Annotated in this window: 29 protein-coding genes; 13 read left to right on the forward strand and 16 right to left on the reverse strand. The window is 74.4% G+C overall.

Translation table 11 applies throughout. The features are described from left to right. The first annotated feature begins 39 nt into the window (after positions 1-39). From ITJ44_RS06665 to ITJ44_RS06680, 4 genes are all read left to right on the forward strand, one after another. On the forward strand, positions 40-1,083 hold the full coding sequence (locus ITJ44_RS06665) for a sigma-70 family RNA polymerase sigma factor (RefSeq protein WP_194633920.1): 1,044 nt from the start codon (positions 40-42) through the stop codon (positions 1,081-1,083). A 231-nt stretch (positions 1,084-1,314) separates the two neighbouring features. Beyond that, positions 1,315-1,527: a hypothetical protein gene (locus tag ITJ44_RS06670; RefSeq protein WP_194633921.1), complete on the forward strand. Its 213-nt coding sequence runs from the start codon at positions 1,315-1,317 to the stop codon at positions 1,525-1,527. Positions 1,528-1,641: 114 nt separating this feature from the next. Beyond that, positions 1,642-4,131, forward strand: a complete 2,490-nt coding sequence (locus ITJ44_RS06675; RefSeq protein WP_194633922.1) for an excinuclease ABC subunit UvrA — start codon at positions 1,642-1,644, stop codon at positions 4,129-4,131. Positions 4,132-4,251: 120 nt separating this feature from the next. Beyond that, the gene (locus ITJ44_RS06680) at positions 4,252-5,094 is read left to right on the forward strand and encodes a DUF2510 domain-containing protein (RefSeq protein WP_194633923.1); all 843 of its coding nucleotides are present in this window, start codon (positions 4,252-4,254) and stop codon (positions 5,092-5,094) included. Between the two features lie 52 nt (positions 5,095-5,146). On the opposite strand, the gene ITJ44_RS06685 is transcribed toward ITJ44_RS06680, so the two are convergent. From ITJ44_RS06685 to ITJ44_RS06695, 3 genes are read right to left on the reverse strand one after another with little or no spacing between them, the layout of a single operon-like run. Then, on the reverse strand, positions 5,147-6,064 hold the full coding sequence (locus ITJ44_RS06685; protein WP_194633924.1) for a biotin-dependent carboxyltransferase family protein: 918 nt from the start codon (positions 6,062-6,064) through the stop codon (positions 5,147-5,149). Beyond that, positions 6,061-6,681, reverse strand: a complete 621-nt coding sequence (locus ITJ44_RS06690; RefSeq protein WP_194633925.1) for an allophanate hydrolase subunit 1 — start codon at positions 6,679-6,681, stop codon at positions 6,061-6,063. Before ITJ44_RS06690 ends, ITJ44_RS06685 begins: the two co-directional genes overlap by 4 nt. Then, positions 6,678-7,490 (reverse strand): LamB/YcsF family protein, encoded by an 813-nt coding sequence (locus ITJ44_RS06695; RefSeq protein WP_194633926.1) that lies wholly within the window; start codon positions 7,488-7,490, stop codon positions 6,678-6,680. The genes ITJ44_RS06690 and ITJ44_RS06695 overlap by 4 nt, the downstream gene beginning before the upstream one ends. 125 nt (positions 7,491-7,615) lie before the next feature. Here ITJ44_RS06695 and aspS point away from each other — a divergent pair, with 125 nt between their 5' ends. The 4 genes from aspS (at position 7,616) to ITJ44_RS06715 (ending at position 10,598) form a co-directional block, all read left to right on the forward strand. Beyond that, on the forward strand, positions 7,616-8,926 hold the full coding sequence (gene aspS / locus ITJ44_RS06700; protein WP_194633927.1) for an aspartate--tRNA(Asn) ligase: 1,311 nt from the start codon (positions 7,616-7,618) through the stop codon (positions 8,924-8,926). Between the two features lie 322 nt (positions 8,927-9,248). After that, positions 9,249-9,581 (forward strand): ATP-dependent DNA ligase, encoded by a 333-nt coding sequence (locus ITJ44_RS06705; protein WP_194633928.1) that lies wholly within the window; start codon positions 9,249-9,251, stop codon positions 9,579-9,581. Positions 9,582-9,654: 73 nt separating this feature from the next. Continuing rightward, entirely contained in the window at positions 9,655-9,870 is a 216-nt protein-coding gene (locus ITJ44_RS06710; protein ID WP_194633929.1) for a hypothetical protein, read from the forward strand. Positions 9,871-9,950: 80 nt separating this feature from the next. After that, on the forward strand, positions 9,951-10,598 hold the full coding sequence (locus ITJ44_RS06715; protein ID WP_194633930.1) for a DUF6518 family protein: 648 nt from the start codon (positions 9,951-9,953) through the stop codon (positions 10,596-10,598). On the opposite strand, the gene ITJ44_RS06720 is transcribed toward ITJ44_RS06715, so the two are convergent. The 8 genes from ITJ44_RS06720 to ITJ44_RS06755 all read right to left on the reverse strand — a co-directional run bounded on the left by ITJ44_RS06720 (position 10,595) and on the right by ITJ44_RS06755 (position 17,969). Beyond that, positions 10,595-12,121, reverse strand: coding sequence for a hypothetical protein (locus tag ITJ44_RS06720; RefSeq protein ID WP_194633931.1), 1,527 nt, complete (start codon positions 12,119-12,121; stop codon positions 10,595-10,597). The two genes, ITJ44_RS06715 and ITJ44_RS06720, sit on opposite strands and share 4 nt — an antisense overlap. Continuing rightward, complete coding sequence (locus ITJ44_RS06725) at positions 12,118-12,759, reverse strand: ATP-binding cassette domain-containing protein (RefSeq protein ID WP_194633932.1); 642 nt, start codon at positions 12,757-12,759, stop codon at positions 12,118-12,120. The genes ITJ44_RS06720 and ITJ44_RS06725 overlap by 4 nt, the downstream gene beginning before the upstream one ends. 44 nt (positions 12,760-12,803) lie before the next feature. Then, a complete protein-coding gene (locus tag ITJ44_RS06730) occupies positions 12,804-14,009 on the reverse strand; it encodes a GDSL-type esterase/lipase family protein (protein WP_194633933.1) in 1,206 nt (401 codons plus the stop codon). Next, positions 14,006-14,836 carry an alpha/beta hydrolase family protein gene (locus tag ITJ44_RS06735; protein ID WP_370551632.1) on the reverse strand — a complete coding sequence of 277 codons (831 nt, stop codon included), beginning with the start codon at positions 14,834-14,836 and terminating at the stop codon, positions 14,006-14,008. Before ITJ44_RS06735 ends, ITJ44_RS06730 begins: the two co-directional genes overlap by 4 nt. Further along, positions 14,833-16,146, reverse strand: coding sequence for an MFS transporter (locus ITJ44_RS06740; protein ID WP_194633934.1), 1,314 nt, complete (start codon positions 16,144-16,146; stop codon positions 14,833-14,835). The genes ITJ44_RS06735 and ITJ44_RS06740 overlap by 4 nt, the downstream gene beginning before the upstream one ends. 110 nt (positions 16,147-16,256) lie before the next feature. Continuing rightward, a complete protein-coding gene (locus ITJ44_RS06745) occupies positions 16,257-17,288 on the reverse strand; it encodes a LacI family DNA-binding transcriptional regulator (protein WP_194633935.1) in 1,032 nt (343 codons plus the stop codon). A gap of 67 nt (positions 17,289-17,355) precedes the next feature. Beyond that, positions 17,356-17,658 carry a Dabb family protein gene (locus ITJ44_RS06750; protein WP_194633936.1) on the reverse strand — a complete coding sequence of 101 codons (303 nt, stop codon included), beginning with the start codon at positions 17,656-17,658 and terminating at the stop codon, positions 17,356-17,358. A 47-nt stretch (positions 17,659-17,705) separates the two neighbouring features. Continuing rightward, entirely contained in the window at positions 17,706-17,969 is a 264-nt protein-coding gene (locus ITJ44_RS06755; protein WP_194633937.1) for a glutaredoxin family protein, read from the reverse strand. A 77-nt stretch (positions 17,970-18,046) separates the two neighbouring features. Here ITJ44_RS06755 and ITJ44_RS06760 point away from each other — a divergent pair, with 77 nt between their 5' ends. Further along, on the forward strand, positions 18,047-18,799 hold the full coding sequence (locus tag ITJ44_RS06760) for an HAD family phosphatase (RefSeq protein ID WP_194633938.1): 753 nt from the start codon (positions 18,047-18,049) through the stop codon (positions 18,797-18,799). A gap of 134 nt (positions 18,800-18,933) precedes the next feature. Here the strand turns inward: ITJ44_RS06760 and ITJ44_RS06765 are convergent, their stop codons facing one another. From ITJ44_RS06765 to ITJ44_RS06775, 3 genes are all read right to left on the reverse strand, one after another. Further along, entirely contained in the window at positions 18,934-19,032 is a 99-nt protein-coding gene (locus tag ITJ44_RS06765) for a 30S ribosomal protein bS22 (RefSeq protein ID WP_003792170.1), read from the reverse strand. A gap of 72 nt (positions 19,033-19,104) precedes the next feature. After that, a complete protein-coding gene (locus ITJ44_RS06770) occupies positions 19,105-19,344 on the reverse strand; it encodes a helix-turn-helix domain-containing protein (protein ID WP_194633939.1) in 240 nt (79 codons plus the stop codon). 122 nt (positions 19,345-19,466) lie between these two features. Further along, the gene (locus ITJ44_RS06775) at positions 19,467-20,012 is read right to left on the reverse strand and encodes a helix-turn-helix transcriptional regulator (RefSeq protein WP_194633940.1); all 546 of its coding nucleotides are present in this window, start codon (positions 20,010-20,012) and stop codon (positions 19,467-19,469) included. A gap of 77 nt (positions 20,013-20,089) precedes the next feature. On the opposite strand from ITJ44_RS06775, the gene ITJ44_RS06780 reads away from it, so the two are divergent. Both ITJ44_RS06780 and ITJ44_RS06785 read left to right on the forward strand, forming a co-directional pair. After that, positions 20,090-21,514 carry a TrkH family potassium uptake protein gene (locus tag ITJ44_RS06780; protein ID WP_194633941.1) on the forward strand — a complete coding sequence of 475 codons (1,425 nt, stop codon included), beginning with the start codon at positions 20,090-20,092 and terminating at the stop codon, positions 21,512-21,514. A gap of 61 nt (positions 21,515-21,575) precedes the next feature. After that, positions 21,576-22,244 carry a TrkA family potassium uptake protein gene (locus ITJ44_RS06785; protein WP_043671599.1) on the forward strand — a complete coding sequence of 223 codons (669 nt, stop codon included), beginning with the start codon at positions 21,576-21,578 and terminating at the stop codon, positions 22,242-22,244. A 28-nt stretch (positions 22,245-22,272) separates the two neighbouring features. Here the strand turns inward: ITJ44_RS06785 and proC are convergent, their stop codons facing one another. Beyond that, positions 22,273-23,157 (reverse strand): pyrroline-5-carboxylate reductase, encoded by an 885-nt coding sequence (proC, locus tag ITJ44_RS06790; protein ID WP_194633942.1) that lies wholly within the window; start codon positions 23,155-23,157, stop codon positions 22,273-22,275. Between the two features lie 132 nt (positions 23,158-23,289). Between proC and ITJ44_RS06795 the strand changes: the two genes are divergently transcribed. Further along, positions 23,290-24,207, forward strand: a complete 918-nt coding sequence (locus tag ITJ44_RS06795) for a cation diffusion facilitator family transporter (RefSeq protein WP_194633943.1) — start codon at positions 23,290-23,292, stop codon at positions 24,205-24,207. A 36-nt stretch (positions 24,208-24,243) separates the two neighbouring features. On the opposite strand, the gene tadA is transcribed toward ITJ44_RS06795, so the two are convergent. Beyond that, entirely contained in the window at positions 24,244-24,684 is a 441-nt protein-coding gene (gene tadA / locus ITJ44_RS06800) for a tRNA adenosine(34) deaminase TadA (RefSeq protein WP_194634108.1), read from the reverse strand. A 68-nt stretch (positions 24,685-24,752) separates the two neighbouring features. Here tadA and upp point away from each other — a divergent pair, with 68 nt between their 5' ends. Further along, positions 24,753-25,391 (forward strand): uracil phosphoribosyltransferase, encoded by a 639-nt coding sequence (upp, locus tag ITJ44_RS06805; RefSeq protein ID WP_041464689.1) that lies wholly within the window; start codon positions 24,753-24,755, stop codon positions 25,389-25,391. The last annotated feature ends 275 nt before the right edge of the window (positions 25,392-25,666 follow it).

Genomic DNA, 25,666 nt, shown 5'->3' on the forward strand with positions numbered 1-25,666 from the left:
GACGATGCCGTCCGCGACGGCACGGAAGGAACGGGCACCATGACGATGACACCGACCCGGCCCACGGCCGCAGACACCACCTCCGACGCCGCCCTCGACCAGGTCGAGTCCGTCGGTCCGGTCGATCCGTACGCGGACTCCGACCTCCCCGAGCCCTCGCTCGTCACGCCGGGCGCGAGCACGGACGCCGTCAAGGACTACCTCCGCCAGATCGGCCGCGTGCCCCTGCTCACCGCCGAGCAGGAGGTCACCGTCGCCCGCCGCATCGAGGTGGGCGTGCTGTCGAAGGAGGTGCTCGACACCCGCACCGACCTCACCCCGTCCGAGCGCCGCGAGTACCAGACCCTCGCCCAGGACGGGATGCGCGCCAAGCAGCACCTCGTCAACGCGAACCTGCGCCTCGTCGTCAGCATCGCCAAGCGCTACACGGGCCGCGGCCTGCCGTTCCTGGACCTCATCCAGGAGGGCAACATGGGCCTCGTGCGGGCCGTCGAGAAGTTCGACTACCAGGCGGGCTTCAAGTTCTCGACCTACGCGTCGTGGTGGATCAAGCAGTCGATCACCCGCGGCATGGCCGACACGAGCCGCACCATCCGGATCCCCGTGCACACGGTCGAGCACATCAACCGGATCAACGCCGTGCAGCGCGAGCTGGCGGTGGAGCTCGGCCGGGACCCCTCCATGGAGGAGATCGCGCGCGAGTCGGACACGCCCGTCACCAAGGTGCGCTACCTGCTCGACCGCGCGCAGGAGCCCATGTCGCTCCAGGTCCTCGTGGGCGGCAGCGGCGGCGACGGCGACACCGAGATGGCCGACCTCATCGAGGACGCCGACGTCACGCAGCCCATCGACGTGGTGACGCAGCAGCTCATGGCGGCGCACGTCACGCGCCTCATCGACGGGCTCGCGGACCGCGACGCCGAGGTCGTGCGGATGCGCTTCGGCCTCGCGGGCCTCGAGCCGCGCTCGCTCGCCTTCGTCAGCCAGCAGCTCGGGGTGACGCGCGAGCGCGTGCGCCAGATCGAGAAGAAGGTGCTCGCGAAGCTCCGCATCCCGGAGCTCGAGACGTACATCCGCGGCTGATCCGCCGCAGCACGACCGAGGGCCGTCCGCATCGCGCGGGCGGCCCTCCGTCGTGGACGCCCGGCCGGATGCCCGGCGGCGACCGCGAAGCTCCGGATCCGCCCGGAAGAACGCCCACTAGTCGTTAGTGCGCATACATTCGGAGTCCACCCACCAGGGCATCGCGGCGCGCATCCCCGTCGCCGATGACACAGCGCAGGCTCGACGACGAGCCGCGGAGAAGGAGGACAGATGGCTCTCACGCAGACGTCACCCGGTCAGACCGACATGCCCGGCATCAGCTGGTCCCCCGTCGCGGCGGGCCTCTGGGTCGCCCGGCGCGGCGACGAGTTCGCCGGCATGAGCGAGGAGCGGTGGGGCGAGGGCTTCCACGTCACCGACCGGCTCGGCCGCGACGTCGGCGACTTCCCGACGCTCCCGGAGGCGCGCGGCGCGCTCGGCTGATCCGTCCGGCCGGGGCGGAGGGTCGAGCCCGCCCGCCCCGGCACCCGCTAGCACCTCCGAGCGGCGACCGCACCGACCCGACGGCCGCGTGCGAGCGGGCCTAGGGTCGAGCAGGTGCCTTCCTCCTCGATCCACCCGCCCGCATCCGCACCCGACGACCGCGCCGACGGCTTCGTCCGGGTGCGCGGGGCGTCCGAGAACACGCTCCGTGACGTGGACGTCGACATCCCCCGGGACCGGATCGTCGCCTTCACGGGCGTCTCGGGATCCGGCAAGTCGTCGCTCGCGTTCGGGACCGTCTACGCGGAGGCGCAACGCCGGTTCTTCGAGTCGGTCGCGCCGTACGCGCGCCGGCTGATCCGCCAGGAGCAGACCCCGCACGTCGAGAGCATCACCGGCCTCCCGCCCGCGGTGGCCCTCCAGCAGCGCCGCGGAGCGCCGAGCACGCGCTCGACCGTCGGCACCGTGACCACGCTCTCCAACTCGCTGCGGATGCTGATGTCGCGCGCCGGGACGTATCCCGCGGGCCAGGGGCGGCTCGACTCCGACGCCTTCTCCCCCAACACCGCAGCGGGCGCGTGCCCGGTGTGCCACGGCCTCGGGGTCGCGCACACCGTGACCGAGGACTCCCTCGTGCCGGATCCGTCGCTCTCGATCCGCGACGGCGCCGTCGCCGCGTGGCCGGGCGCCTGGCAGGGCAAGAACCTGCGCGACATCGTCATCGCGCTCGGGTACGACGTGGACGTGCCGTGGCGGGAGCTGCCGCGGGAGGCGAGGGACTGGATCCTCTTCACCGAGGAGCAGCCGGTGGTGCAGATCACGCCGCAGCGCGACCGGGTGGCGAAGCCCTACAACGGGCGGTTCTGGAGCGCGCGCTCCTACGTGCTGCACACGCTCGCCGACTCCGCGAGCCCGCGCCTGCGCGAGGCGGCGCTCGCGCACATGGTCTCGGGGACGTGCGAGCGGTGCGGCGGCAGCGGGCTCACGCCCGAGGCGCTGGCCGTGACCTTCGCGGGCCGCAGCATCCAGGCGCTCAACGCGCTGACGCTCGCCGACCTCGCGACGGCCATCGCGCCGACGGACGGCATGGGCGACGTGGCCGTGACCATCACGACCGACCTCGTCGCGCGCCTCGCCGTGCTGGTGGACCTCGGGCTCGGCTACCTCAGCCTCGGTCGCGTCACCACCACGCTCTCCCCCGGCGAGATGCAGCGGCTGCGGCTCGCGACGCAGCTGCGGTCCGGTCTCTTCGGCGTCGTGTACGTGCTCGACGAGCCGTCGGCGGGGCTGCACCCGGCCGACGCCGAGCCGCTGCTCGAGGTGCTCGAGCAGCTGCGCGACTCCGGGAACTCGGTGTTCGTGGTCGAGCACGACATGGACGTCGTGCGGCGGGCCGACTGGATCGTGGACGTGGGGCCCGGCGCGGGGCAGGCGGGCGGATCCGTGGTCTACAGCGGTCCCGTCGATGGGCTCCGCGAGGTGGAGGCGTCGGCGACCCGGCCCCACCTCTTCCCCGACCTCGCCCCGCCGCGGGCGGACCGCACGCCGCGCACGCCGTCCGGGAGCATCCGGGCGACGGGCGTGACGCTGCACAACCTCGTGGACCTCGACGTGGAGATCCCGCTCGGCGTGATGGTGGCGGTGACGGGCGTCTCGGGATCCGGCAAGTCGACGCTCGTGAGCCGCGTGCTGCCCGACCTGCTGCGGGCCTCGCTCGCGCCCGACCGCGTGGTCGTCGAGGAGGCGGACGCGGCGGACGGCGACGACGACGCGTCGGGACCCGCGCGGATCGCCCGGGTCGAGGGGGCCGACGCCGTCGACCGGCTCGTGTCGGTGGACCAGCGCCCGATCGGCCGCACGCCGCGCTCGACGCTCGCCACCTACACGGGGCTGTTCGACGCGGTCCGGCGCACCTACGCCGCCACGGACGAGGCGCGCGCCCGCGGCTACGGCGCCGGGCGGTTCTCCTTCAACGTCGCCGGCGGGCGCTGCGAGACGTGCCAGGGCGAGGGATCCGTGACCGTCGAGCTCCTCTTCCTCCCGGGCTCCTACGGGCCCTGCCCCACATGCCACGGCGCCCGCTACGAACCCGGGACGCTCGAGATCGAGTACCGCGGCCGGTCCATCGCGGACGTGCTCGCGATGACGGTCGACGAGGCGCACGGCTTCCTCGCCGACGTGCCCCTCGCCGCGCGCGCCCTCGCGACCCTGCGCGACGTCGGGCTCGGGTACCTGCGGCTCGGCCAGCCCGCGACCGAGCTCTCGGGAGGCGAGGCGCAGCGGATCAAGCTGGCCACCGAGCTGCAGCGGGCGCCGCGCGGCCACACCCTCTACCTGCTCGACGAGCCGACGACGGGCCTGCACCCGGCCGACGTCGTGCTCCTCCTCCGCCAGCTGCAGGGGCTCGTGGACGCGGGCAACACGGTGGTCGTGGTGGAGCACGAGATGGACGTCGTGGCGGACGCCGACCGCGTCATCGACCTCGGGCCCTCCGGCGGCGACCAGGGCGGGCGGATCGTCGCGCAGGGCACCCCGCGGGAGGTCGCCGACACGGCCGGGAGCCGCACGGCGCCGTACCTGGCCCGGCGGCTCGACGCCTCATGAGAGCGGTCGCGCGGGACGGCCCGGGCCCAGCGCGACGTGGGTAGTCTGACGTCTTGACGTCCGCGCCCCGGCGCGTCCGACGCGTCCGCCTCACTCCCGCACCACCCCTAGGAGCACCTCGTGACTGACTCGACCGGAACACCCTCCACGCCCGCGGGCTGGTACGCGGATCCCGCGGGATCCGACCGCCTCCGCTGGTGGGACGGCACGCGCTGGACCGACCACCTGGCGGACGCGCCGGCGGCGGCCGCAGCCTCGGCCGGTCCGGCCTCGGCGGAGCTCGCCGCCGCTCCCGCGTCCGGCCACGTCGCCCCGGAGGCGCCGGCAGCACCCGCCGCCGCGCCGCCCGCGTACGGGCAGCAGGCTCCCGGCCAGGCGCACCCGCAGCAGCCCTCCGCCCAGCAGCCCTACGCCCAGCAGCCGTACGCGCAGGCCGGGTACACGCCGCAGCAGTACGCCGCGCCCACCCCTCCCCCGCAGGTGCCGGCGGCGACGCCGCCGTTCACCTGGGCGATCTGGGTGCTCGCCGCGCTGCCGGTCATCTCGCTCATCTCGATCCTGGGCCTCGACCTCCGGCAGACCATGACCCCCATGCAGTACGGCCGTGGCGCCGTGTCGCCCGACCTCGGTCTCAGCGTCGGCTACGTCGTGGCGCAGCTCGTGAGCTTCCTCGTGTGGGGCGGATCCGTCGCGCTCGCGTACGTCGACTGGCGCGACCTCACGCGTCGCGGCATCGCGCGCCCCTTCCACTGGGCGTGGGCGTTCATCCCCGTCGTCGGCGGCGTCTACCTGATCGGGCGTTCCATCATCGTCCGCCGGCGCATCGAGGGTGCGCCCGCGAACGCGCTGTCACCGATCTGGCTCTGGGTCGGGCTCAACGTGATCGTCGCCTTCATCTCCATCGTCAAGTTCGTGGAGGCCTTCACCTCGACGATGCAGATGTACGGCACCGGCCGCTACTGATCCCCGAGGCGCCCCTGCGCCGCACCTCCCGCGCCCCGGTCGGGGCGTCCGCTCACACGAAGCGGACGCGCTGGCCGGGGCGCAGCTGCGCGGCGAGGCGCACGTCGTCGCGGGCGACCACGCCGATCACCGGGTAGCCGCCCGTCATCGGGTGGTCGGCGAGGAACAGGATCGGGCGGCCGGAGGGCGGCACCTGGAGCGCCCCCGTGACGACGCCCTCGCTGGGCAGCTCGCCGGGGATCCGCCGCGCGAGCGGCTCGCCGTCGAGGCGCACTCCCACGCGGTCGGCCTCGGCGGTCACCTCCCACGCGCGGTCGAGGAGCGCGGCCCAGGATCCATCGACGAACCAGTCGAGGCGCGGTCCGGGCGACGCGCGGAGGACCACATCGCCGTCGGCGGGCGCGGACACGGCGAGCGCGTCGATCGGGGGCACCGGGCGGGCGGGCGCGGATCCGACGGGCAGCACGTCGCCGACCGCGACGGGCGCAGGGCCGACACCCGACAGCAGGTCTGTGGCGCGCGAGCCGAGGACGGGCGCGACGTCGACGCCGCCGCGCACCGCCACGTACCACCGGACGCCCGCGACGGCCGTGCCGATCTCGAGGGCGTCGCCGGCGTCGAGCAGCACGGCCGCCGCGTACGGCGCCGGACGCGACGCCCGACCCGTCGTGCGCACGAGCGGCCCGACCGCGCCGGTCACCGCGACCCACACCGCGGAGGTCGCCCGCAGCACCGCGCCCCCGAGCACGATCTCGAGGCCCGCCGCGCCGGGGTCGTTGCCGACGAGGAGGTTGGCGTCGGCGAGGGCGCGCGGATCCAGGGCGCCGGACGGCGAGACGCCGATGCCGCCGTGGCCGGGCCGGCCGGCGTCCTGCACGAGCATGAGCGGGCCGGTCCGCTCGACCACGAGGCCGGCCGCGGCGGCGGGCGTCGCGCGTCGGCCGCGTCGTCCGGCCACGGCGTCGCTCACGCCGTCACCTCGCGGAAGCGCACGGCGGATCCGGGCTGCAGGAGCGCCGCCGGCTCGCGCCCCGGATCCCACAGCACGGCCCGCGTGGTGCCGATGAGCTGCCAGCCGCCCGGCGAGGCGCGCGGGTAGATCCCGCTGAACTCGCCCGCGAGCGCGACGGCGCCCGCCGGGACGCGCGGCCGGGGCGACGCACGTCGCGGCACCTCGAGGCCGGGCACGCCGGCGAGGTAGCCGAAGCCGGGCGCGAAGCCGCCGAACGCGACCGTCCAGACGCCGGACGTGTGGCGCTCCACCACCTCGCGGACCCCGATGCCGAGGAGCGCGGCCACGTCCGCGAGGTCCTCGCCGTCGTAGACCACGTCGATCTCGACGGGCGCGCCGCCGCGCGCGCCGGCCTCCTCGGCGGGCGTCGCGGCGAGCGCCCAGGAGCGGGCGGCGGCGAGCGGCAGCACGTGCGGATCCACCGTGACGAGGATGCTGCGCGCGCCCGGCACGATGTCGACGACGCCGCGCGGCCGCGTCGCGTCGAGCACCGGCTGCAGGCGCAGGACCTCGTCCAGGGAGTCGAGGTCGAGCATCACGGCGGCGTCGCCGCACGGCAGGAGCCGGAGGGTCACAGGGCGCGCCGGTCGCGGGCGGGGAGGACGCGGTGGTCCGACGAGGGAGCCGCATCCGGCACCGGCCGGATCTCCACGCCCGCCGCCTCGAGCGCGTCGCGCACCACGCGGGCCAGGACCACGGCGCCGGGGGTGTCGCTGTGCAGGCACAGGGAGTCGGGGTCGAGCCGCACGACGGATCCGTCGATCGCGACGACCGTCCCCTCCGTCGCCATGCGCACCGAGCGGGCCGCGACCTCGGCCGGGTCGTGGATCACCGCGCCGTCCTGCCGGCGCGACACCAGCGCGCCCTCGGGCGTGTACGCGCGGTCGGTGAACGCCTCGACGCGCGTCGGCAGCCCGGCGGCGGCGGCCAGCCGGAGGATCTCGGAGCCGGGCAGCCCCAGCACCGGCAGCGTCGGATCCAGCGCCACGACCGCGTCCACCACGGCCTGCGCCTGCACCGGATCGTGCGCGATGCGGTTGTAGAGGGCGCCGTGCGGCTTGATGTAGGAGACGCGGGCGCCGACCGTGCGGGCCATGCCGCTGATCGCCGCGAGCTGGTAGAGCACGTCGCCCGTGAGCTCGGCGGGCGATGCGTCGAGGTCGCGGCGGCCGAAGCCCTGCAGGTCGCGGTAGGCCACGTGCGCGCCGACGGCCACGCCGTTGACGGCCGCGCGCTCGAGCGCGTGCAGCATCACGAGCGGATCCCCCGCGTGGAACCCGCACGCGACGTTGGCGCTCGAGACGACGTCGAGCATCGCGTCGTCGTCGCCGAGGGTCCAGCGGCCGAAGGACTCGGCCAGGTCGCTGTTGAGGTCGATCTGCATGGCGTCTCCCTGCGGTGGTCGCGCCGCGACGGGCGCCGGCGACCGCCCGTCGCGGGGCCGTGCCACCAGGCTAGGCGGCCCGCGGGGCGACCGGCTCGACGGCGGCGCGGATAGACTCGACGACCGTGACTACCCGCACCCTCATCAAGAACCTGGCCGCCCTCGACGACGGGGACGTGGCCGTCTCCGGCTGGGTCGAGACCGTCCGGGATCAGAAGAAGATCCAGTTCGTGATCCTCCGCGACGAGTCCGGCGCGGTGCAGCTCACCTACAAGCGCCAGGGCGACGAGGACGCGACCGCCGACACCATCTCCGGGCTCGCCGCGGGTACCTTCCTCACCGCCACGGGTACGCTCAAGCACGACGAGCGCGTGAAGCTCGGCGGGCTGGAGATCGGCCTGTCCGGCATCGAGGTCGCGGCCGCCGCCATCCCCGAGACGCCCATCGCGGCCGACTCCTCCATCGACAAGCGCCTCGACTGGCGCTTCATCGACCTGCGCGCCCCCCGCAACGCGCTGATCTTCCGCGTGCAGACCACGCTGGTCCACGCGCTGCGCACCTACTGGGTCGAGCACGACTTCATCGAGGTCTTCTCCCCCAAGCTCATGGCGACGCCCTCCGAGTCGAACGCCGAGCTGTTCAAGGTCGACTACTTCGACGGCGTCGCGTACCTCGCGCAGAGCCCGCAGTTCTTCAAGCAGATGGCGCAGTCCGCGGGCTTCGGCAAGATGTTCGAGGTCGGCCCGGCGTTCCGCGCCGACCCCTCGTTCACCTCGCGCCACGCGACCGAGTTCACCTCGGTGGACGCCGAGATCAGCTGGATCGAGAGCCACGAGGACGTCGCCCGCCTCCAGGAGGAGCTCATCGTCGCCGCGCTCACCGCGGTGAAGGAGAAGCACGGCGACGAGATCCGCGAGCTGTTCGACGTGGAGGTGACCGTGCCGAGCATCCCGTTCCCGCGGATCCCGCTGCTCGAGGCCAAGGACATCGTCGCGGAGCGCGGCCACGTGATCGACCGCGCCGACGACGACCTCGACCCCGAGGGCGAGCGCCAGATCGCGGCGCACGTGATGGAGGAGTTCGGCCACGAGTTCGTGTTCCTCACCGACTACCCGTCGACGATCCGGCCGTTCTACCACATGCGCAACGCCGAGGACCCGACGATCACGAACAGCTACGACCTCATCTGGAACGGCGTCGAGATCACCACGGGCGCGCAGCGCGAGCACCGCGTCGAGGTGCTCGAGGCGCAGGCCCGCGAGAAGGGCCTCGACCCCGAGGAGCTCGGCTCGTACCTCGACTTCTTCCGCTACGGCGTGCCCCCGCACGGCGGCTTCGGCATGGGCCTCAACCGCGTGCTGATGCTGCTGCTGCACCAGTCGAACCTGCGCGAGGTCACCTACCTCTTCCGCGGACCGAACCGGCTCGCGCCGTAGGTCCCGCTCCATCCGTACGGCCCGATCCCCGCGCAGGGGGTCGGGCCGTCGTGCGTCCACGAGGCCGAGGTCGCGACCGCCGGCCGCGCCCCGCGCGAGGTGGCGCGCGCCGTGCTCGCGGTGCTCGACGCGGCCGCCCGCCCGTGATCCGCGGGGCGACCGGATCGCCTCCCGCCCGGCCAACTATTCCTCTGTTGCCGTAATATCTGACGCACCACTCGATGCCCTCACCCGCGGGTCGCCGAGCCGTCGACGCTGCGGGATCCACAGGATCCGTGCGCTCGACGGGGACCTGAGGACGGGACATGGAGGAGGGCAGGGCATGGGCCAGCTGATCTTCGACAGCACCACCCGCACCACCATCGACGACCGCGCGCTCGCGCACCTGCAGATCGTGATGCTCAACAAGCTGCGCCGCCGGGAGAGCTTCGCGTTCTCGTGGAAGTACCCGGCTTCCGAGGGCGACGGGCGGAGCACCGTGTGGGTCGCCCCCGAGCTGCCGCTGCACTTCCGGTTCTCGGGCAGCAGACCGCCCGCCATCAACCCCGCCTGGATCGATCTGCTCATGGACAGCGCGAACACCGGATCCGGCCTGCACCTGGTCCCGGAGCCGCCCGCCGGCACCGCCGCGCACGCCGAGCAGCCCGCCGACTGACGCGCCTCGTCGGGACGCCGCGCGCGCCCGGCTCCTCCGGACCGCACCCGCACCCGCACACCCAAGGACTCACATGGCCCTCACCAACCTCCCCTACGACGACGACGCGATCCTCGCCGCCACCGAGTCCGCCACCGTCCTCGCGCGGGAGGTGCGCGACGTGCAGGTCGACTTCGCGAGCACGAGCGTCTCCGACGGCGGCGTCGCGCGCGTGACGGCGACGATCACGTGGACCGTGCCGGCGGACGAGGCCGTGCGGATCCTCGACGGGGCCCGCCCGCACGGCTGACGCGATCTGCATCCGCGCGCGTAGGCGGATGCGCCGCGCGGAGGACGACCCGACGCCCGGCCGCGGGAGAGGGTGAGGCCATGACCCGACCCGACGCGTCTCCCGACCGCACCGCCGCCACCCGCCCGGCCCGCGACGTCCGACAGCCCGCGCCGCGGTCCGCGCGTGCGGACCTGCTGGCCGGCCTCCGCGCCACCGCGGTCGTCCTCGTGTTCAGCCTCCTCGTGGGCGGCCTCACCAGCCCGGCGCAGGGCGTCCTCCCGTCGTGGATGGGCTCGCTCGCCAACTCGGCGGGCGGCTGGAGCATGCTCGCCTTCGTCGCGGTGTGGCTCTCCCGCGCGCGCCCGCTCCTCGGCGCCGTGCTCGGCGCGGTCTCCTTCGTCGCGATGGTGGAGGCGTACGGCGTCGTGAGCCTCTGGCGCGGGATCTTCTTCTCGGACCCCCTCTCCTCCATGTGGATCCCGATCGGGCTGGTCGCCGGCCCCGTCCTGGGCGTCGCGGCGGCGCTCGTCCGGCACGCGTCGCGCCGGTGGGCGATCGCGGGCGTCGCGGTGCTCAGCGCCGTCCTCCTCGCGGAGGGGGTCTACGGGCTCACGGTGATCGCGGAGAGCACCAGCCCGGTCTACTGGACCCTCGAGATCGTCCTCGCGGTCGGCTTCCTCGCCGCGGTGACGCTGCGCGGACGGCACCGGGTCTCCGCCGCGCCGGGCTCGACGGTCGGCCGCTAGCCGCGCGTCGCGGCGATCCGCCCGCGCGCCCGCCACGCCACCGCGACACCCAGCGGCACGACGAGCGCGGCCCCGAGCGGCCCGACCGCTCCGACCGCGGACACGACGGCGAGCGCGGATCCGCCGGCCAGCAGCAGCGCGTCGGCCTGCCACGCGGCGATCACGAGCGCGGACGCGTCGCCCGCCGGCGTCACCACGGGCGCCATGACGGAGAGCGGCAGCGGGCCCCTCGCCGCGTCGAACGCGCGGATCGCGACGAGCAGCAGCGCGACGGCCGGCGCGACGACGAGCGCCACGACGCCCGCGCCGCCGGCCACGGCGATCCCCGCCCCCGCGACCGCGCACACGACCCCGGCCGCCGCGGGCAGCACGGCATGGAGGAGCAGCAGCCGCCCGGTCGGGATCCCGTACAGCGGCGGCGCCGAGGAGACGTCGACGACGTGCCGGAAGCCGTCGGCCCCGACGCCGAGCGCGAGGAACCCGACGACGGCCGCGGCGAGCGCGGGGATCACCCGGCCCGCGCCGGCGCCGTCGAGCGCCACCGCGATGAGCGCGCCCGACGCCGCGACCCCGAGGCACCCCGACGCCGCGCGGACGGGCGTCCGGAGCGCGCCGACGACGTCGCGCCGCGCGATGAGGGCCGCCGTCGACCGGCCGCGCACGGCTCCCCAGCCGCGCCCGATCCGCGGCACGGGTCGGAACCCGCCCGCCGCCATCGCAAGGTCGCCCGTGGTCGCCAGGGTCGTGGCCGTCTGCCAGCGCCGCGCCTGCGCGAGCAGGTCGGATCCGCGGAGCCCGCCGAGGAGCGCGGGCGCCGCCACGAGCGCGGCGAGGGCCAGCGCGGCGAGCGCGCCGAGCGCCGTCGCGACGCCGGAGGAGGGCGGCCACGCGCCGGTGCCGGGGAAGAGCGCGCGGACGGCGCTCCCGGGCACGACCGACGTCGGCACGAGCACCGCGAGCACGGTGGATCCGAGCAGCACGGCTCCCCCGACGGCACGGCCGCCCGGGCCCAGCCGCTGGCCCGCGAGCCAGCAGCCCGCGAGGATCACGCCGAGCAGCGCGCCGCCCGCGGTCCACGCGGCGACCGGTCCCGGATCCGCGTCGCCCGCGACGAGCAGCGCGAGCCCGGGCAGCAACGCCACGAGCCCGGAGAGCGCGGCGAGCCCGAGCGCGGATCGGACGGCCGGGCGCGCGAGGACGGCCGCGCGCGGCAGGCCGCTGCCCGCGAGCGTCGCGGTGAGGAACGGGGACAGGAGCGCCGGGCCGCGCGCGCCGCCGGCCACGAGGAGCGCCGGGGCGGCGAGGCCCGCGACCGCCGCCGCCCAGGCGGGCCCGTGCGCGCGGAGCGCCGCCGCCGCGGCCGGCTCCGCGAGCTCCAGCACGATGGCCCGCAGCACGGGGATCCCGACGATCAGCACCGTGAGCACGCCCGCGTACACGGTGTACGCGAGGTCCATCGGCGTGGCCCCGCCGCGCTCGAGCCGGAGCGAGCGGACCGTGCGGAGGGCGCGCCTCGTGCTCACGCGGCGTCGCCGACGAGCGCGATCGACCGCTGCGCCACGGCGTCGCGGAGCGTCGGGCTGTGCGTCGCGAGCACGACCGTGCGGCCGGCGTCGAGCTCGGCGCGGAGGATCCCGATCACCAGCTGCAGCCGGTCGGGGTCGAGCCGCTGCTCGGGCTCGTCGAGGAGCAGCACGTCGTAGGGCCGCACGGTGGCCATCGCGAGCGCCGCCAGCTGCGACTGGCCGCTGGACAGCTCGTGCGGGAAGCGCCGGGCGAGGGGCGCGAGCCGCCACCGCTCGAGGTGCGCGGCCGCCCGGTCGCGGGCCTCCGGCGCGTCCATGCCCCAGGTCGCGGCGATCACGGCGAGGTGCTCGCCGAGGGTGAGGTCGCGCGCCACGGGCGGGTGCCCGATCGATCCGGACACCGCGCGCCGGAACGCCGGGTCGCGTTCGTCGACCGGTCGGCCGCCGACCCGCGCGGATCCCGTGCTCGGCCGGGTGAGCCCGGCGACCACCCGCAGCAGGGTCGTCTTCCCGGCGCCGTTGGGCCCGGTGACCGCGACGGCCTCGCCCACCGCGACCGAGAGGTCCGTCGGCAGGAGGAGCGGGATCCCGTCGACGACCACCGACACCCGCTCGACCTCGACCGCTCCGCCCATCCCGCCATCCTGTCGCATGGGCGGTGCGCGGGGCGGCCTGCGGCTCAGCGCGCGACGGCGCCCAGCCCCGCCCGCGGCACCAGCCCGCCGTCCGCGAAGACGCGCGCCACCCAGCGCCGACCCATCTCCGCGTAGAGCTCCGCATCCGGATGCAGCCCGTCCGGCAGCGCGTGCCGCGCCACGTCGTCGGGCCCGTAGAGCTCGAGGCCGTCGAGGTGCGCGATCCGCTCGCCCGCGTCCTGCCGCACCCGCGCGACGTGCGCCACGTGCCGGCGCGACTCCGCCAGCGTCAGCGCTCCGCGCGGCACGTCAGCGGGGTCGCCCGCCGCGAAGCAGCGCACGGATCCGTCGTCGCGGAACTCGACGCCGGGCGGCCCCGGCACGTCCTCGCTGCCCGGCCAGAGGATCGACGACGCGAGCACGATCGGCGTGTCCGGGTGGCCGCGCCGCACCCGGTCGAGGAAGCCGTGCAGCGCGGGCACGAAGGTGCGCTGGTCCATCGACCGGGCGCCCACGATGTTGATGCCGACGCTCAGCGAGATCACGTCGGCCGGCTCCGCCGCGATGGCGTCCGCGACGAAGGGGTCGAGCATGCACTGGCCGCCGAAGCCCAGGCCCACGAGGTCGAGGCCCGCCTGCCGGGCGGCGACCACGGGCCACGCGCCCGTGGGGTCGGGCGCCTCCACGCAGTGGCTGATGGAGCTGCCGTGGTGGATCCAGCGCGGCAGCCCGAGCGGATCCGCGGCCCGGACGGGCGCGTCGGCGGCGATGCCGACGAGGTCCACGAGCATCCCCTGCGGCAACCACACGGTCACGGTCGACGGGCCGCGCCCGAGCCCGCCGAGCACGACCACGGACCCGTCCCCGCCGCCCACCGCCGTCTCCTCGACGGCGTCGCCCGACGACGAGACCCGGCGCACGACGTCCACGGGCGAGGCGACCGCCGACAGGTCCGCGCCGTCGACCTCCGCGACGAACGTGTTGCGCGGCCCCGGGAGCTCGTCGAAGTGGATCCGCGTGCAGCGCACCCGCAGCCGCACCTCGTCGGCCTCGGTCGTGAACCGGATCCGCACCCCCGCCGCCGTCGACACCTGCGCCCGCAGCAGCTCGCCCGCCGGTGGGAACTCGCGCCATGCGGACTCGGGCAGCCGGATCGGCCGCACGCCGCCCGGCACCTGCGCGAGCCCGAGGTGGCCGTGGACGCGGACGGATCCCCCGTCCAGCTCGACGACCGTGCCGCCCGCGCTCACACCTGCCCGCCCGCCGCGTGCGCGCGCACGAAGGCGACGGTCCGCTCGATGACCTCGTCGCGCTGCGGGAGCTGCGCCCAGCCGTGGTCCGCGCCGTCGACCACCACGAGCTCCGCCCGGTCGCCGAGCGCCTCGGGCTCCAGGTACCGCCTGGCGTACTCGACGGGCACGAAGTCCTCCGTCCCGTGCAGGAGCAGCGCGGGGCCGCGGTAGCCGGACGCCCGCGCGTACGGGTCGAAGCCGAGCGCGTCGTCGCGCATGGCGGCTCCCATGCGCATCCCGGCGAAGTCGAACCAGCCGTCCGCGTCGAGGGAGGCGAGCGAGCGGCCCTGGATCGTGCCCGCCCGGATGTCGTCGACGAAGACGGCGGCCGTCGACCACATCGCGAGCGACCGGATCCGCGCCCCCGCCGCGGTCTCTTCCGCCGCGACGACCGACGACACGACCGCGCCGAGGCTCATGCCCACGAGGTGCACGTCGTCCGGATCCGCCTCCGGCAGCGCCCGCACGGCCTCGAGCACGCGCCGCGCGTCGGCCACGTCGCCCGTCACCGTGGTGTCGAGGAACTCGCCGTCGCTCTCGCCGTGCCCCGCGCGGTCGTAGGCGACCACGCCGATCCCCGAGGCCGCGAGCCGCCGCGCGAGGGCGACGAACACGCCGGTCGTCTCCACGCGCGAGCCGCCGAAGCCGTGCATCAGCACCGCGGTGGGCCGCGGCCCCGCGCCCTCCGGCAGGTGCTGCGAGCCCCGGAACGTCAGCCCGCGCACGCGGGTCTCGAACGGGCGGATCCGCATGACGCCCGCGCCGCTCACGCCGCCGCCGCTCACGCCACCGCCTCGACGGTCCGCACCGACGCGGTCGCGGGCACCTGCTCGTCCTCCACGTCGAACGCCGTGCCGCGAGCGCGGCGGAACCCGATCCAGCCGACCAGGAAGCCCGCCGCCGCGAGCACGGACACCCCGACGTAGACGCCCTGCGGGTTCAGCGCGAGGAGCGCCGGCGTCACGGCGTTGAGCCCGGCCGTCGCGAAGCGCGCCACCCCGTACACGGTGCCCTGCGCGGTCGACCGGAGCAGGGTCGGGAACGACTCCTGCGTCCAGACCTTCATGATCGTCTCGAAGCAGAACGCGCCCGCGAAGGTCGACAGCACCACCGACACCACGAGCGTCGGCAGGCTGAACCCCAGGACGACCGGGATGAGGTTCGACGCCACCACGACCACGGATCCGACCACGAAGTACGGCATGCGGAACCGCGTGTCCGCGACCGACATGAACCACAGCGCCCCGAGGACGGCGGCCGGCATCGCGAGGATCGTCCACGACTGGTACTCGTCGACCGGGATGCCGGCGACGCTCACGGCGACGTACGTGCCGAAGCTCCCCGCCACGCTGATGGCGAGCGAGGCGAGCGTGTAGTACACGAGCAGGGTCACGAAGGGGCGGCGGTAGGCGGGGCGGCCGAGGTCGCGGATCCGCCCGCGCTGCGCCCGCACCGTGCGCGCGCCGTCCGCCCGCTCCGCCCGGGCGACGAGCCACGACGCCGACTCCGGGATGGTCGCGCGCATCAGCAGCACGAGGAGCCCGACGACGCCGAACGCGCCGAACATCACGTGGCCGCCGGTGGGACCCGCCTGGCCGAAGGCGATCCCGATGACGACGGCGAGGAGGATGCCGAAGCCGCCGAGCAGGTTCGAGAACACGAGGATCTTGCCGCGGTTCCGGTCCGTGGCCGCCTCCGAGATGGTGGCGAGCGCCACCGGCAGGTCCGCGCCGACGCCGAGGCCGATGAGCGCGATCCCGGGCAGCAGCGCCGCGGACGAGACGCCGAGGAACGGCGTGGCGGATCCGATGACGATCAGCGTCATCGTGACGAGGAAGACGCGGCGCCGGCCGAACCGGTCGCCCGCCCACCCGCCGAGGAGCGAGCCGGCCGCGACTCCCGCGGTGAGCACGGCGGTGAGGTAGCCGACCTCGGGACCCGACAGACCGGGCCCTCCCGAGGGCGGCGCGAGGAAGAGCACGAGCGCGATGCCCACGCCCGTCGTGGCGGCGGCGTCGACGAACGTCGCCATGCCGCACACGAAGCCCACCCACCAGGCGTTCGGGGCCGTGCGGGCCCCATCGACAGCAGTCATCCCATACTCCTTCGTATGCGTGAGAGATCGCGACCCGGTCGGGTACCGGACGCGCGGACAGGATGCTACAACGATCTAGCGCTTCGTGTCCGTGCGTCTCCCGAGAAGCCTCAACGCACCGGGCCGATCGACCCGCCCGCGATCAGCGCCATCGGCACGCGGTGCACAGCCGGCTCCGCGGCGCGGTCGAAGAGCAGCTCGACGGCGAGGCGTCCGAGCTCGAGCTGGGGCAGCGCGACGGAGGCGAGCGGCGGATCCAGCGCGCGGCTGATCGCGCTGCCGTCGAACGCGACCACGGACACGTCCTCCGGCACCCGGAGCCCCGCGCGGTGCAGCGCCTGGTAGGCCCCCGCGGCGATGGGGTCGTTCGCGCAGACCAGGGCGCTCGGGCGCGCTCCCGTCGACAGCAGCCGGGCGACGGCGTCGCGCCCGTCGTCGATGTCCCAGTCGTGCGCCACCTCCTGCACGCCGGCGAGCACCGCCCCCGCGTCGGCGAGCGCGCGTCGGACGCCCGCCAGCCGCTCCGCGAGCGCGACCGGCGCCCATCCGCGCCAGGGCGATCCGCCGGTCACGCCGGCGGGGAAGCTGCCGACGAACCAGATCCGGTCGAGGTGCCCGTGGTCGAGGAGCGCCCGGGCGGCGTCGGATCCCGCGGCCTCCTCGTCCGGCACCACGGCCTGGGCGACGCCGGTGTCCGGCACGCAGTTGAGCAGCACGTGCGGCACCTGGTCGAGCAGCGCGGGCGTCCGCACGACGCGCGTGAACATCGACGCGTAGAGCACGCCGTCGATGGTCCGGCCGAGCAGGCTCTCGAGCAGCTGCTCCTCCTGCCGGTCGTCGCCCTGCGTGTCCACGGTGAAGAGGATCGTGTCGCGCTCCCGCAGCGCGTCGAGCGCGCCGCGCACCATCGAGTTCGCGTGCGACGTGCTGCTGACGAAGTCCGAGACGAGCGCCACGGTGCCCGAGCGGCCGGTGCGCAGCGTCCGGGCGGTCATGTTCGGGCGGTAGCCGAGCTCCGCGGCCGCGTGCTGGATCCGCGCGATCGTCTCCGTCGAGAGCCGCTGGTCGGTCCGCCCGGTGAGCGCGAAGGACACCGCGGAGCGCGAGACGCCGGCGCGCTCCGCGACCTGCGCGAGCGTCACGCGCCGTCGGGGAGCGGGCCCGGGCGCCGGTGCCGTGCGGCCGCCCGCGCCCTCGTCGCCGCTGACGTCAGACCTCGAAGTCGACCGATGCCGCGGAGGCCACCAGGCTGCGCACGAGGGCGGCGACGCGCTGGTGCTCGGGGTGCGCGTCGTACGCGTCGAGCCCGGCCCGGTCGTCGAAGTCGGCGATGAGCACGACGTCGTGGCTGCGCGCGGATCCGACGACGTCGCGCCCCAGCTGGAACGAGCGGATGCCGGGCACGAGGCCGGGCAGCGTCCCGAGCGCCTCCGTGACGCGGGCGGCGTCGCGCTCGAGGGCGGCGGGATCGCGGTCGGCGAGCTTCCAGGAGACGACGTGGCGGAGGGTCATGCTCCGACCCTATCCGCGGGCGGGGTGCCGGGTCGGCGCGCGTCGGGTCAGCGCGCGTCGAGCGCCCGCCGCAGCCGGTCGGCGTCGATGCGCCAGTAGTTGTGCACGCGCCCGTCGATGAGGAGCACGGGGATCTCCTCCGAGTACCGGTCGGCGAGCGCCCGGTCGTCGAGGATGCTGCGCTCCTCGAGCGTCACCTCCGCGGCACGCGTCGCGTCGAGGCCCCCGAGCACCTGCGTCACCACCTCGCGCGCGTCGTCGCAGAGATGGCAGCCGGGCTTGCCGACGAGGGTGAGGACCGTTGCGCTCATCCGCCCAGCGTAGGCGAGCGCATCCGGCCCCATGCCCGGCGCCCCGGCCCAGGAGCGTCGCCTACGCTGACCCGATCATGGTCGAGCAGGCGGGCACCCCGATCCTCGCGTTCTTCGACGTGGACAACACCCTGATCCACGGCGCGAGCGTGTTCCACCTCGTGCGCGGGCTCCGCGCGGCCGGCCTCCTCACGGTGCGCGACATGGTGGGCGCGGGCTGGAAGCACGCGCGCTTCAAGGCGCGCGGCGAGAACGACCGGCACCTCGCGTCGGCCCGCGCCCGCGGCCTCGAGGTCGTCACCGGCGTCACGGTCGCCGACATGGCCGCGCTCGCGGACGACATCTACGAGCGGCACACCGCGCCGATGGTCTGGCCGGAGACGCTCGGCCTCGCGCAGGAGCACCTCGCGAAGGGCCACCAGGTCTGGCTGGTCACGGCGTCCCCGTCGTTCCTCGCCGACGTGATCGCCCGACGCCTCGGCCTCACGGGCGCGCTGGGCAGCGCGCTCGAGGTGCGCGACGGCGCGTACACGGGCCGCCTCGAGGGCGAGTTCCTGCACGGCGCGCACAAGGCCGCCGCCGCCAGGGGGCTCCTCGCGCGGACGGGCGCCGACGCCGCCGAGTGCTGGGCGTACTCCGACTCGCGCCACGACATCCCGCTGCTCTCGCTCGTCGGGCACCCGGTGGCCGTCAACCCGGACCAGGCCCTCGCGGCCCACGCGCGCGGGTCCGGCTGGCCGTCCATGCGGCTCCGACGCCAGAGCATCCGCGACGCGCGTCGGCGCGTGCGCCGCGAGGCCGCGCAGGCGGACGGATCCGCCGGGCGCTGAACCGCCAGGCGCTGACCCGCCGGGCTGCCGATCGCCGCCCGCTGGGCGACCCCGCACGCACGAAGAGGACGCCGCCCCGTCACCGGGTCGGCGTCCTCTCCTTCACGTGCTGCGTCCTCGTGGACGCGTCCGCGCTACTTCTTGTTGCGACGCTGGTGGCGCGTCTTGCGAAGCAGCTTGCGGTGCTTCTTCTTCGCCATGCGCTTGCGACGCTTCTTGATCACTGAACCCATAGGGGCACCTCATCTGTTGCCGGACGGAACACGCGGGCTCTGGTGACCCGCGGAAAATAGCCTCAGAGGAGTCTAGCCGACATCCGACATGCCGGAGTGACGCGCGGCCTCCCCGGGCTGGCCGGGCAGGGCGTTCGACGGGTCGATCGCGGCGAGCACGGCGGACTCGGGCACGCGGAACGAACGGCCGAAGCGGATGGCGGGCAGGTCGCCCGAGTGCACGAGGCGGTAGACGGTCATCTTGGAGACGCGCATCATCTCGGCCACCTCGGCCACCGTGAGGAATCGGACGTCGGACAGGTCACGCGACATGGGCGGATCGACTCCTCGTTCTGCGTGACCGGCTCACGGACCTCATGGCCCCCGCGATGCGGGCGCTGGTGCGCGATTCTAGGGGTCCGGATGGACGCGTGTCCATCGTGTCACATCCTGCCTCACGCGTCCCGCCCGTTCCCCGCCTTCCGTGCGCGCAGCCGGCCGAGCCCCGCCTGCCCCGCGGAGCCCGCGACGCGCGTCGCGTCGTGCACGGCGGCGGCCGCCTGGTACCGGGTGTCGGCCCAGATTCGGCCGAGGGACGCGGCGAACGGGTAGCCGGCCGGATCGCCGTCGTCCTCGCCGTCGGGATCCGCGGACAGCCCGCCGCCGAGCAGCCCCGTGTCCGGATCCGCGTGCGCGTCGTCGAGGCCGGGGTCGCGGCCCTCGCCGACGAAGGGCGCCACCCACGCGTCCAGCGCCTCCAGCGGCGCGGGCTCCAGCCGGTAGTAGCGGTGCTGCCCCTCCTCGCGCACGGAGACGAGCCCGATGTCGCGCAGCACGCGCAGGTGCTTGGAGACGGTCGGCTGGCTGATCGCGAGTGTCTGCACGAGCTCCGAGACGCTGATCTCCCCCGTCGGAGCCTCGGGCACCGCGCGTCGGTCGAGCAGCACGCGGAGGAGGTCGCGGCGGGTGGGATCCCCCACGACGTCGAAGATGTCAGCCATCCCCGAAGGCTATTCCGTCGCGCGCTCGCAGTACCATGACGAACCGGGCCGACAGGCCTCCGAGCGGACAGGGGACCATGCGCGGCAGGCCGGATCACGGGCGTCCCCTCCTCGGGCGCATCCGGGACTTCCTCGACTACTTCGCGCACTCCACGCCGGCCCGCTTCGCGATCCTCATCTTCGCGGCGCTCGTCCTCACGCTCACGACGATCCTCATGCTCCCCGGCATGACGTCCGCCGGCGGCACCGCGCCCTTCGCCGACGCGCTCTTCACGGCCGTGTCCGCCATCTGCGTCACGGGCCTCGCCACCGTCGACATGGCGACGTACTGGACCCCGCTCGGGCACGCCTTCATCGCGCTCGGCGTGCAGATCGGCGGCATCGGCGTGCTCACGCTCGCGTCGATCATGGGGCTCATCGTGTCCCGCCGGCTCGGGCTCAAGGCCAGGCTCATGGCGGCGAGCGACAGCAACCCGCTGAGGATCCACCACGGACCCGTCGCCGAGGGCCAGGCCGTGAAGCTCGGCGAGATCGGCACGCTGCTGCTCACGGTCGCGATCAGCGCGCTCGTGATCGAGCTGTCCATCGCGGTGCTGCTGTTCCCGCGCATCCTGCTGGAGGGGATCCCCGTCGGCCAGGCCGCGCTCGACTCCTTCTACTACTCGCTCATGGCCTTCACCAACACGGGCTTCATCTTCAGCGAGGCCGGGTTCGAGCTGTACCACCAGGACTACTGGTTCCTCAGCCTGCTCATGGTCGGCGTCTTCCTCGGCAGCATCGGCTTCCCCGTCATCTACGCCGTCTACCGCGGCTGGCGGAAGCCGCGGCGCTTCTCCGTGCACGTGAAGCTCACGCTGTGGACGTCGCTCATCCTCATCGTGCTGGGCACGCTGGCCTACGTCGTGCTCGAGTGGGACAACGAGAAGACGTTCGCGCGCATGGATCCCGTCCAGCACGGCTTCCAGGCGCTGTTCCTCTCGGTCATGACGCGCTCCGGCGGCTTCTCGACGCTCGACATGGGCGACTTCGGGAACGCGAGCCTGCTGGTCACGGACATGCTCATGTTCATCGGCGGCGGATCCGCGTCCACGGCCGGCGGCATCAAGGTCACCACCCTCGCGATCCTGTTCCTCGCGGCGTTCGCCGAGGCCCGCGGCAGCGAGTCCATGGAGGTGTTCGAGCGCCGCATCCCGAGCGACGTGCTCCGCCTCGCGGTGAGCATCGTGCTGTGGGGCGCGACGACGGTGGCCCTCAGCAGCATCGTGCTGCTCCAGATCTCCGGCGAGCGCCTCGACTACGTGCTCTTCGACGCCATCAGCGCGTTCGCCACCTCGGGACTCAGCACGGGCTTCACGGCCGAGGCCACGGATCCCGCGAAGTACGTGCTCGCGGCCACCATGTTCCTGGGGCGCGTCGGCACCGTGACCCTCGCGGCGGCGCTCGCCGCGAGCACCCGCCGGCAGCTCTTCCAGCGCTCCGAGGAGCGGCCCATCGTCGGCTGAGCCGGCGACGCGCACCGACCCACCCGTCCCATCCCGCACCGACCGGATCAGAGAGGCCCCCATGGGCGAACGCATCCCCCACAACGCCCCCGTGCTCGTCATCGGGCTCGGCCGCTTCGGCGCCGCGACCGCCGGGCAGCTCGCGCGGCTCGACCGCGAGGTGCTCGCGATCGACGCGAGCGAGGGCCTCGTGCAGAAGTGGTCCGACCGGGTCACGCACGCCGTGCAGGCCGACGCGCGCAACATCGAGGCGCTGCAGCAGCTGGGCGCCAAGGACTTCTCGATCGCGGTCGTCGCGGTCGGCTCGTCCATCGAGGCGAGCGTGCTCATCACCGCGAACCTGGTGGACCTCAAGATCCCGCAGATCTGGGCCAAGGCGATCAGCCAGTCGCACGGCAAGATCCTCGAGCGCATCGGCGCCAACCACGTCATCTACCCGGAGGCGGAGGCGGGCGAGCGCGTTGCCCACCTGGTGTCCGGCCGGATGCTCGACTTCATCGAGTTCGACGACGACTTCGTGCTCGCGAAGATGTACCCGCCGAAGCCGATCCGCGGCATGGCGCTCGCGGAGTCGTCGGTGCGCCGGCGCTACCGGATCACGGTGGTCGGCGTGAAGACGCCCGGGAAGCCGTTCACCTACGCGACCGCGGAGACCGTCGTCTCCAACCACGACCTCATCATCGTGTCGGGCACCTCGGCCGACATCGAGCGGTTCGCCTCGCTGTCCTGATCGGGTGGGGCGCGGCGGGCGCTGCGCGTCAGCCGGCCGCGAGCTCGCGGGCCCGGGCGAGCGCGGCGTCGGTCGCCCGGTCGAACAGGCCGGACAGGTCCGCTGCCTGCAGCACCTCGACGGCTCGCTCGGTCGTGCCCTTCGGGCTCGTGACCCGACGGCGGAGCTCGGCGGGCTCGTCGTCCGACGCCGCGAGCAGCTCGACGGCGCCGCGGAAGGTCCCCTGCACGAGCACGCGCGCCTCGTCCGGGCTGAAGCCCTTCGCCTCGGCCGTGCGGGTCAGCTCCTCGATGAGCAGGAAGACGTAGGCGGGGCCGGATCCGGAGATCGTGCTGAGCGCGTCGATGCGCTCCTCGGGCACCTCCACCACGTCGCCGACCGTCGCGAACACCGCATGGGCGAGCGCCAGGTCGTCGAGGCTCGAGCGCGTGCCCGCGGCGAGCCCCGTGACGCCGCGGCCGACGAGCGACGGCGTGTTCGGCATCGAGCGCAGCACGGCAACGTGCTCCGGCAGCAGGGACTCGAAGGTGGCGATCGTCACGCCGGCCGCGACGCTGACCACGAGCGCGCCGGGATCCAGGTCGCCCGCGATCTCGCGCAGCAGGTCGGGGACCATGTGCGGCTTCACGCCCACGACCACGACGCGCGCCCCGCGCACCGCGCGCCGGTTCGCGTCGGGGTCGTCCTCGACGCTCGACGCGGCGACGCCGTCCCGCTCGTCGAGCGCCGCGGCGCTGGCGGCCGAACGGGTGGTCACGCGCACGTCGCCGTCGACCTCGACGCCCGGCTGCAGCAGCCCGCCGAGGATGGCGCCGTTCATGGATCCCGTGCCGAGCATGGCGAGCGACGGGAGGCGCACGACCTCGGCGGGAGCGGCGGGAGCGGACGGGTCGGGGCGGGAGGCGTCGGGCATGCCCCGATCCTAGGGACCGGGCGTCGCCCGATCGGGGCGGTCGGCGACGCCGGGCGCGTGGCTAGGCTGAACCGACCGGGGCACGCGCGCCCGGGCGGCCCGAGCCGCCTCGCCGGTCGAGGAGGTCCCGCCTTGAGCGAATCCCACGGCAGCAAGGCGATCTTCGCCGCCCTCGCCGCCAACGTCGGCATCGCGATCACGAAGTTCGTCGCCGCCTTCTTCTCGGGCTCGTCCTCGATGCTCGCGGAGGGCGTGCACTCGCTCGCCGACTCGGGCAACCAGATCCTGCTGCTCATCGGCGGCAAGCGCGCCAAGCGCATCGCGGACGAGGAGCACCCCTTCGGCTACGGCCGCGTGCGCTACGTCTACGCGTTCATCGTCTCGATCATCCTGTTCTCGGTCGGCGGCGTGTACTCGCTGTACGAGGGCATCCACAAGATCGAGCACCCGGAACCGCTCGACGTGCCGTGGCTGCCGATCGTCGTGCTGCTCATCGCCATCGGCCTGGAGTCGTTCTCGCTGCGCACGGCCGTCAAGGAGTCGAACCCGCTGCGCGGCACGCAGACGTGGGTGCAGTTCGTGCGTCGCGCCAAGAGCCCCGAGCTCCCCGTGCTGCTGCTCGAGGACACGGCCGCGCTGTCCGGCCTGGTGTTCGCGCTCCTCGGCGTGACGGCGTCGATCCTCACCGGCGACGGGATCTACGACGGCATCGGCACCCTGCTCATCGGCGTGCTGCTGGTGGCCGTCGCCGTGGTCCTCGGGGTCGAGATGAGCAGCCTGCTCGTCGGCGAGGGCGCCTCGAAGCCCGACCTCGCGGCCATCCGCGCCGCCATCACCGCGGGCCACGAGGCCGAGTCGATCATCCACATGAAGACGCTCTACCTCGGCCCGGACGAGCTGCTCGTCGCCGCGAAGATCGCGATGCCCGCCACGACGTCGCTGGGTGACGTCGCGGCCGGGATCGACGCGATCGAGCGCCGGGTGCGCGAGGCCGTCCCCGTGGCCCGCGTGATCTACCTCGAGCCCGACGTGCGGGTCGCGACGCGCTGAGCCGCGCCCGCTCCCCCGCCACGCGGCGCCGGGCGGTCAGTCCCCCGCGCGCCGCGCCGCGAAGAACGCGTCGAGCACGGCGGCGCACTCGGACGCCCGCACGCCCGCGAACACCTCCGCGCGGTGCGGCAGCCGCCGGTCGCGCAGCACGTCGTAGAGGGATCCGGCGGCGCCGGCCTTCTCGTCCCACGCGCCGAACACCACGCGCGGCACCCGGGCCGCGAGGATCGCGCCGGCGCACATGACGCACGGCTCGAGCGTGACCACGAGGGTCGTCCCGACGAGGTGCCGGTCGCCGGTGGTCGCCGCGGCCTCCCGCAGCGCCTCCACCTCGGCGTGCGCCGTCGGGTCCTGACGCGCCTCGCGGAGGTTGCGCCCGCGCCCGATGACGACGCCCGCCGCGTCCACGACGACCGCGCCCACGGGGACGTCGCCGGTGGCCGCGCAGGCCCGGGCCTCGTCGAGCGCCACGGCCATCCAGCGATCGACGTCGCCGGGCACGTGGAGGTCCAATCGCGTTCCCCCTTGCTGATTGAATGGAGCCTATGCGAGTCCACGTAGCCGACCACCCGCTCATCACGCACAAGCTGACGGCGCTGCGGGACCGCACCACCCCCTCCCCCGTGTTCCGCAGCCTGGCCGACGAGCTCGTCACCCTGCTCGCCTACGAGGCCACGCGCGACGTCCGCGTCGAGACCATCACGGTGCAGACCCCGGTCGCGCCCGCCGAGGGCCTCACGCTGAGCGACCCGAAGCCGCTCGTGGTCCCCATCCTCCGCGCGGGCCTCGGCATGCTCGACGGCCTCATGCGCCTCATGCCCAGCGCCGAGGTCGGCTTCCTCGGCATGGTGCGCAACGAGGAGACGCTGCAGCCGGACATCTACGCCGAGCGCCTGCCCACCGACCTCTCCAACCGGCAGTGCTTCGTCGTCGACCCGATGCTCGCGACGGGCGGATCCCTCATCGCCGCCATCGAGTACCTCTTCGACCGCGGGGCCGTCGACGTCACGTGCATCTGCCTCATCGCCGCGCCCGAGGGGCTCAAGGCGGTCGAGGAGGCCACCGCCGGCCGCGAGGTCACCATCGTGCTGGGCGCCCTCGACGAGAAGCTCGACGAGGTGGGCTACATCATCCCGGGCCTCGGCGACGCGGGCGACCGCCTGTACGGCACCGCCGCCCACTGACCCGCGTCCCCGCTCCGCCCGGCGCCCGCTCCCCTCGGGGACGGGCGCCGCTGTGCGTGCACGCACGATTCCTGCGCGTCCCGCACGATTCCAGCCCCTCCTGTTGACACGGGCGCACGGATCCGTGCAAGCTCTCCCCATGACTCTGAACGCGCACGTCCTGACCTCCTCCGAGGCCTCGGGAGTCGCCGGCATGATGATGCCCGGCCGTGTCGCGATGTCCTGTCGAATGTCGGCCTGACCCGCCGCCTTCGCCTGAGCGGTCCCGCGACGCG

Source organism: Clavibacter sp. VKM Ac-2873, from assembly GCF_015351075.1.
GTDB lineage: Bacteria > Actinomycetota > Actinomycetes > Actinomycetales > Microbacteriaceae > Clavibacter.

What these genes read in the sequence shown, in the direction of transcription:
- ITJ44_RS06785 (WP_043671599.1), top strand. Translation starts at nt 21,576, where the DNA reads ATGGGCGAACGCATCCCCCACAACGCCCCCGTGCTCGTCATCGGGCTC.
- ITJ44_RS06765 (WP_003792170.1), bottom strand. Translation starts at nt 19,032, where the DNA reads ATGGGTTCAGTGATCAAGAAGCGTCGCAAGCGCATGGCGAAGAAGAAG.
- ITJ44_RS06750 (WP_194633936.1), bottom strand. Translation starts at nt 17,658, where the DNA reads ATGACCCTCCGCCACGTCGTCTCCTGGAAGCTCGCCGACCGCGATCCC.
- ITJ44_RS06770 (WP_194633939.1), bottom strand. Translation starts at nt 19,344, where the DNA reads ATGTCGCGTGACCTGTCCGACGTCCGATTCCTCACGGTGGCCGAGGTG.
- ITJ44_RS06775 (WP_194633940.1), bottom strand. Translation starts at nt 20,012, where the DNA reads ATGGCTGACATCTTCGACGTCGTGGGGGATCCCACCCGCCGCGACCTC.
- ITJ44_RS06710 (WP_194633929.1), top strand. Translation starts at nt 9,655, where the DNA reads ATGGCCCTCACCAACCTCCCCTACGACGACGACGCGATCCTCGCCGCC.
- upp (WP_041464689.1), top strand. Translation starts at nt 24,753, where the DNA reads ATGCGAGTCCACGTAGCCGACCACCCGCTCATCACGCACAAGCTGACG.
- ITJ44_RS06695 (WP_194633926.1), bottom strand. Translation starts at nt 7,490, where the DNA reads ATGCAGATCGACCTCAACAGCGACCTGGCCGAGTCCTTCGGCCGCTGG.
- ITJ44_RS06705 (WP_194633928.1), top strand. Translation starts at nt 9,249, where the DNA reads ATGGGCCAGCTGATCTTCGACAGCACCACCCGCACCACCATCGACGAC.
- proC (WP_194633942.1), bottom strand. Translation starts at nt 23,157, where the DNA reads ATGCCCGACGCCTCCCGCCCCGACCCGTCCGCTCCCGCCGCTCCCGCC.
- ITJ44_RS06780 (WP_194633941.1), top strand. Translation starts at nt 20,090, where the DNA reads ATGCGCGGCAGGCCGGATCACGGGCGTCCCCTCCTCGGGCGCATCCGG.
- ITJ44_RS06670 (WP_194633921.1), top strand. Translation starts at nt 1,315, where the DNA reads ATGGCTCTCACGCAGACGTCACCCGGTCAGACCGACATGCCCGGCATC.
- ITJ44_RS06755 (WP_194633937.1), bottom strand. Translation starts at nt 17,969, where the DNA reads ATGAGCGCAACGGTCCTCACCCTCGTCGGCAAGCCCGGCTGCCATCTC.
- ITJ44_RS06725 (WP_194633932.1), bottom strand. Translation starts at nt 12,759, where the DNA reads ATGGGCGGAGCGGTCGAGGTCGAGCGGGTGTCGGTGGTCGTCGACGGG.
- ITJ44_RS06760 (WP_194633938.1), top strand. Translation starts at nt 18,047, where the DNA reads ATGGTCGAGCAGGCGGGCACCCCGATCCTCGCGTTCTTCGACGTGGAC.
- ITJ44_RS06665 (WP_194633920.1), top strand. Translation starts at nt 40, where the DNA reads ATGACGATGACACCGACCCGGCCCACGGCCGCAGACACCACCTCCGAC.
- ITJ44_RS06715 (WP_194633930.1), top strand. Translation starts at nt 9,951, where the DNA reads ATGACCCGACCCGACGCGTCTCCCGACCGCACCGCCGCCACCCGCCCG.
- ITJ44_RS06740 (WP_194633934.1), bottom strand. Translation starts at nt 16,146, where the DNA reads ATGACTGCTGTCGATGGGGCCCGCACGGCCCCGAACGCCTGGTGGGTG.
- tadA (WP_194634108.1), bottom strand. Translation starts at nt 24,684, where the DNA reads ATGGCCGTGGCGCTCGACGAGGCCCGGGCCTGCGCGGCCACCGGCGAC.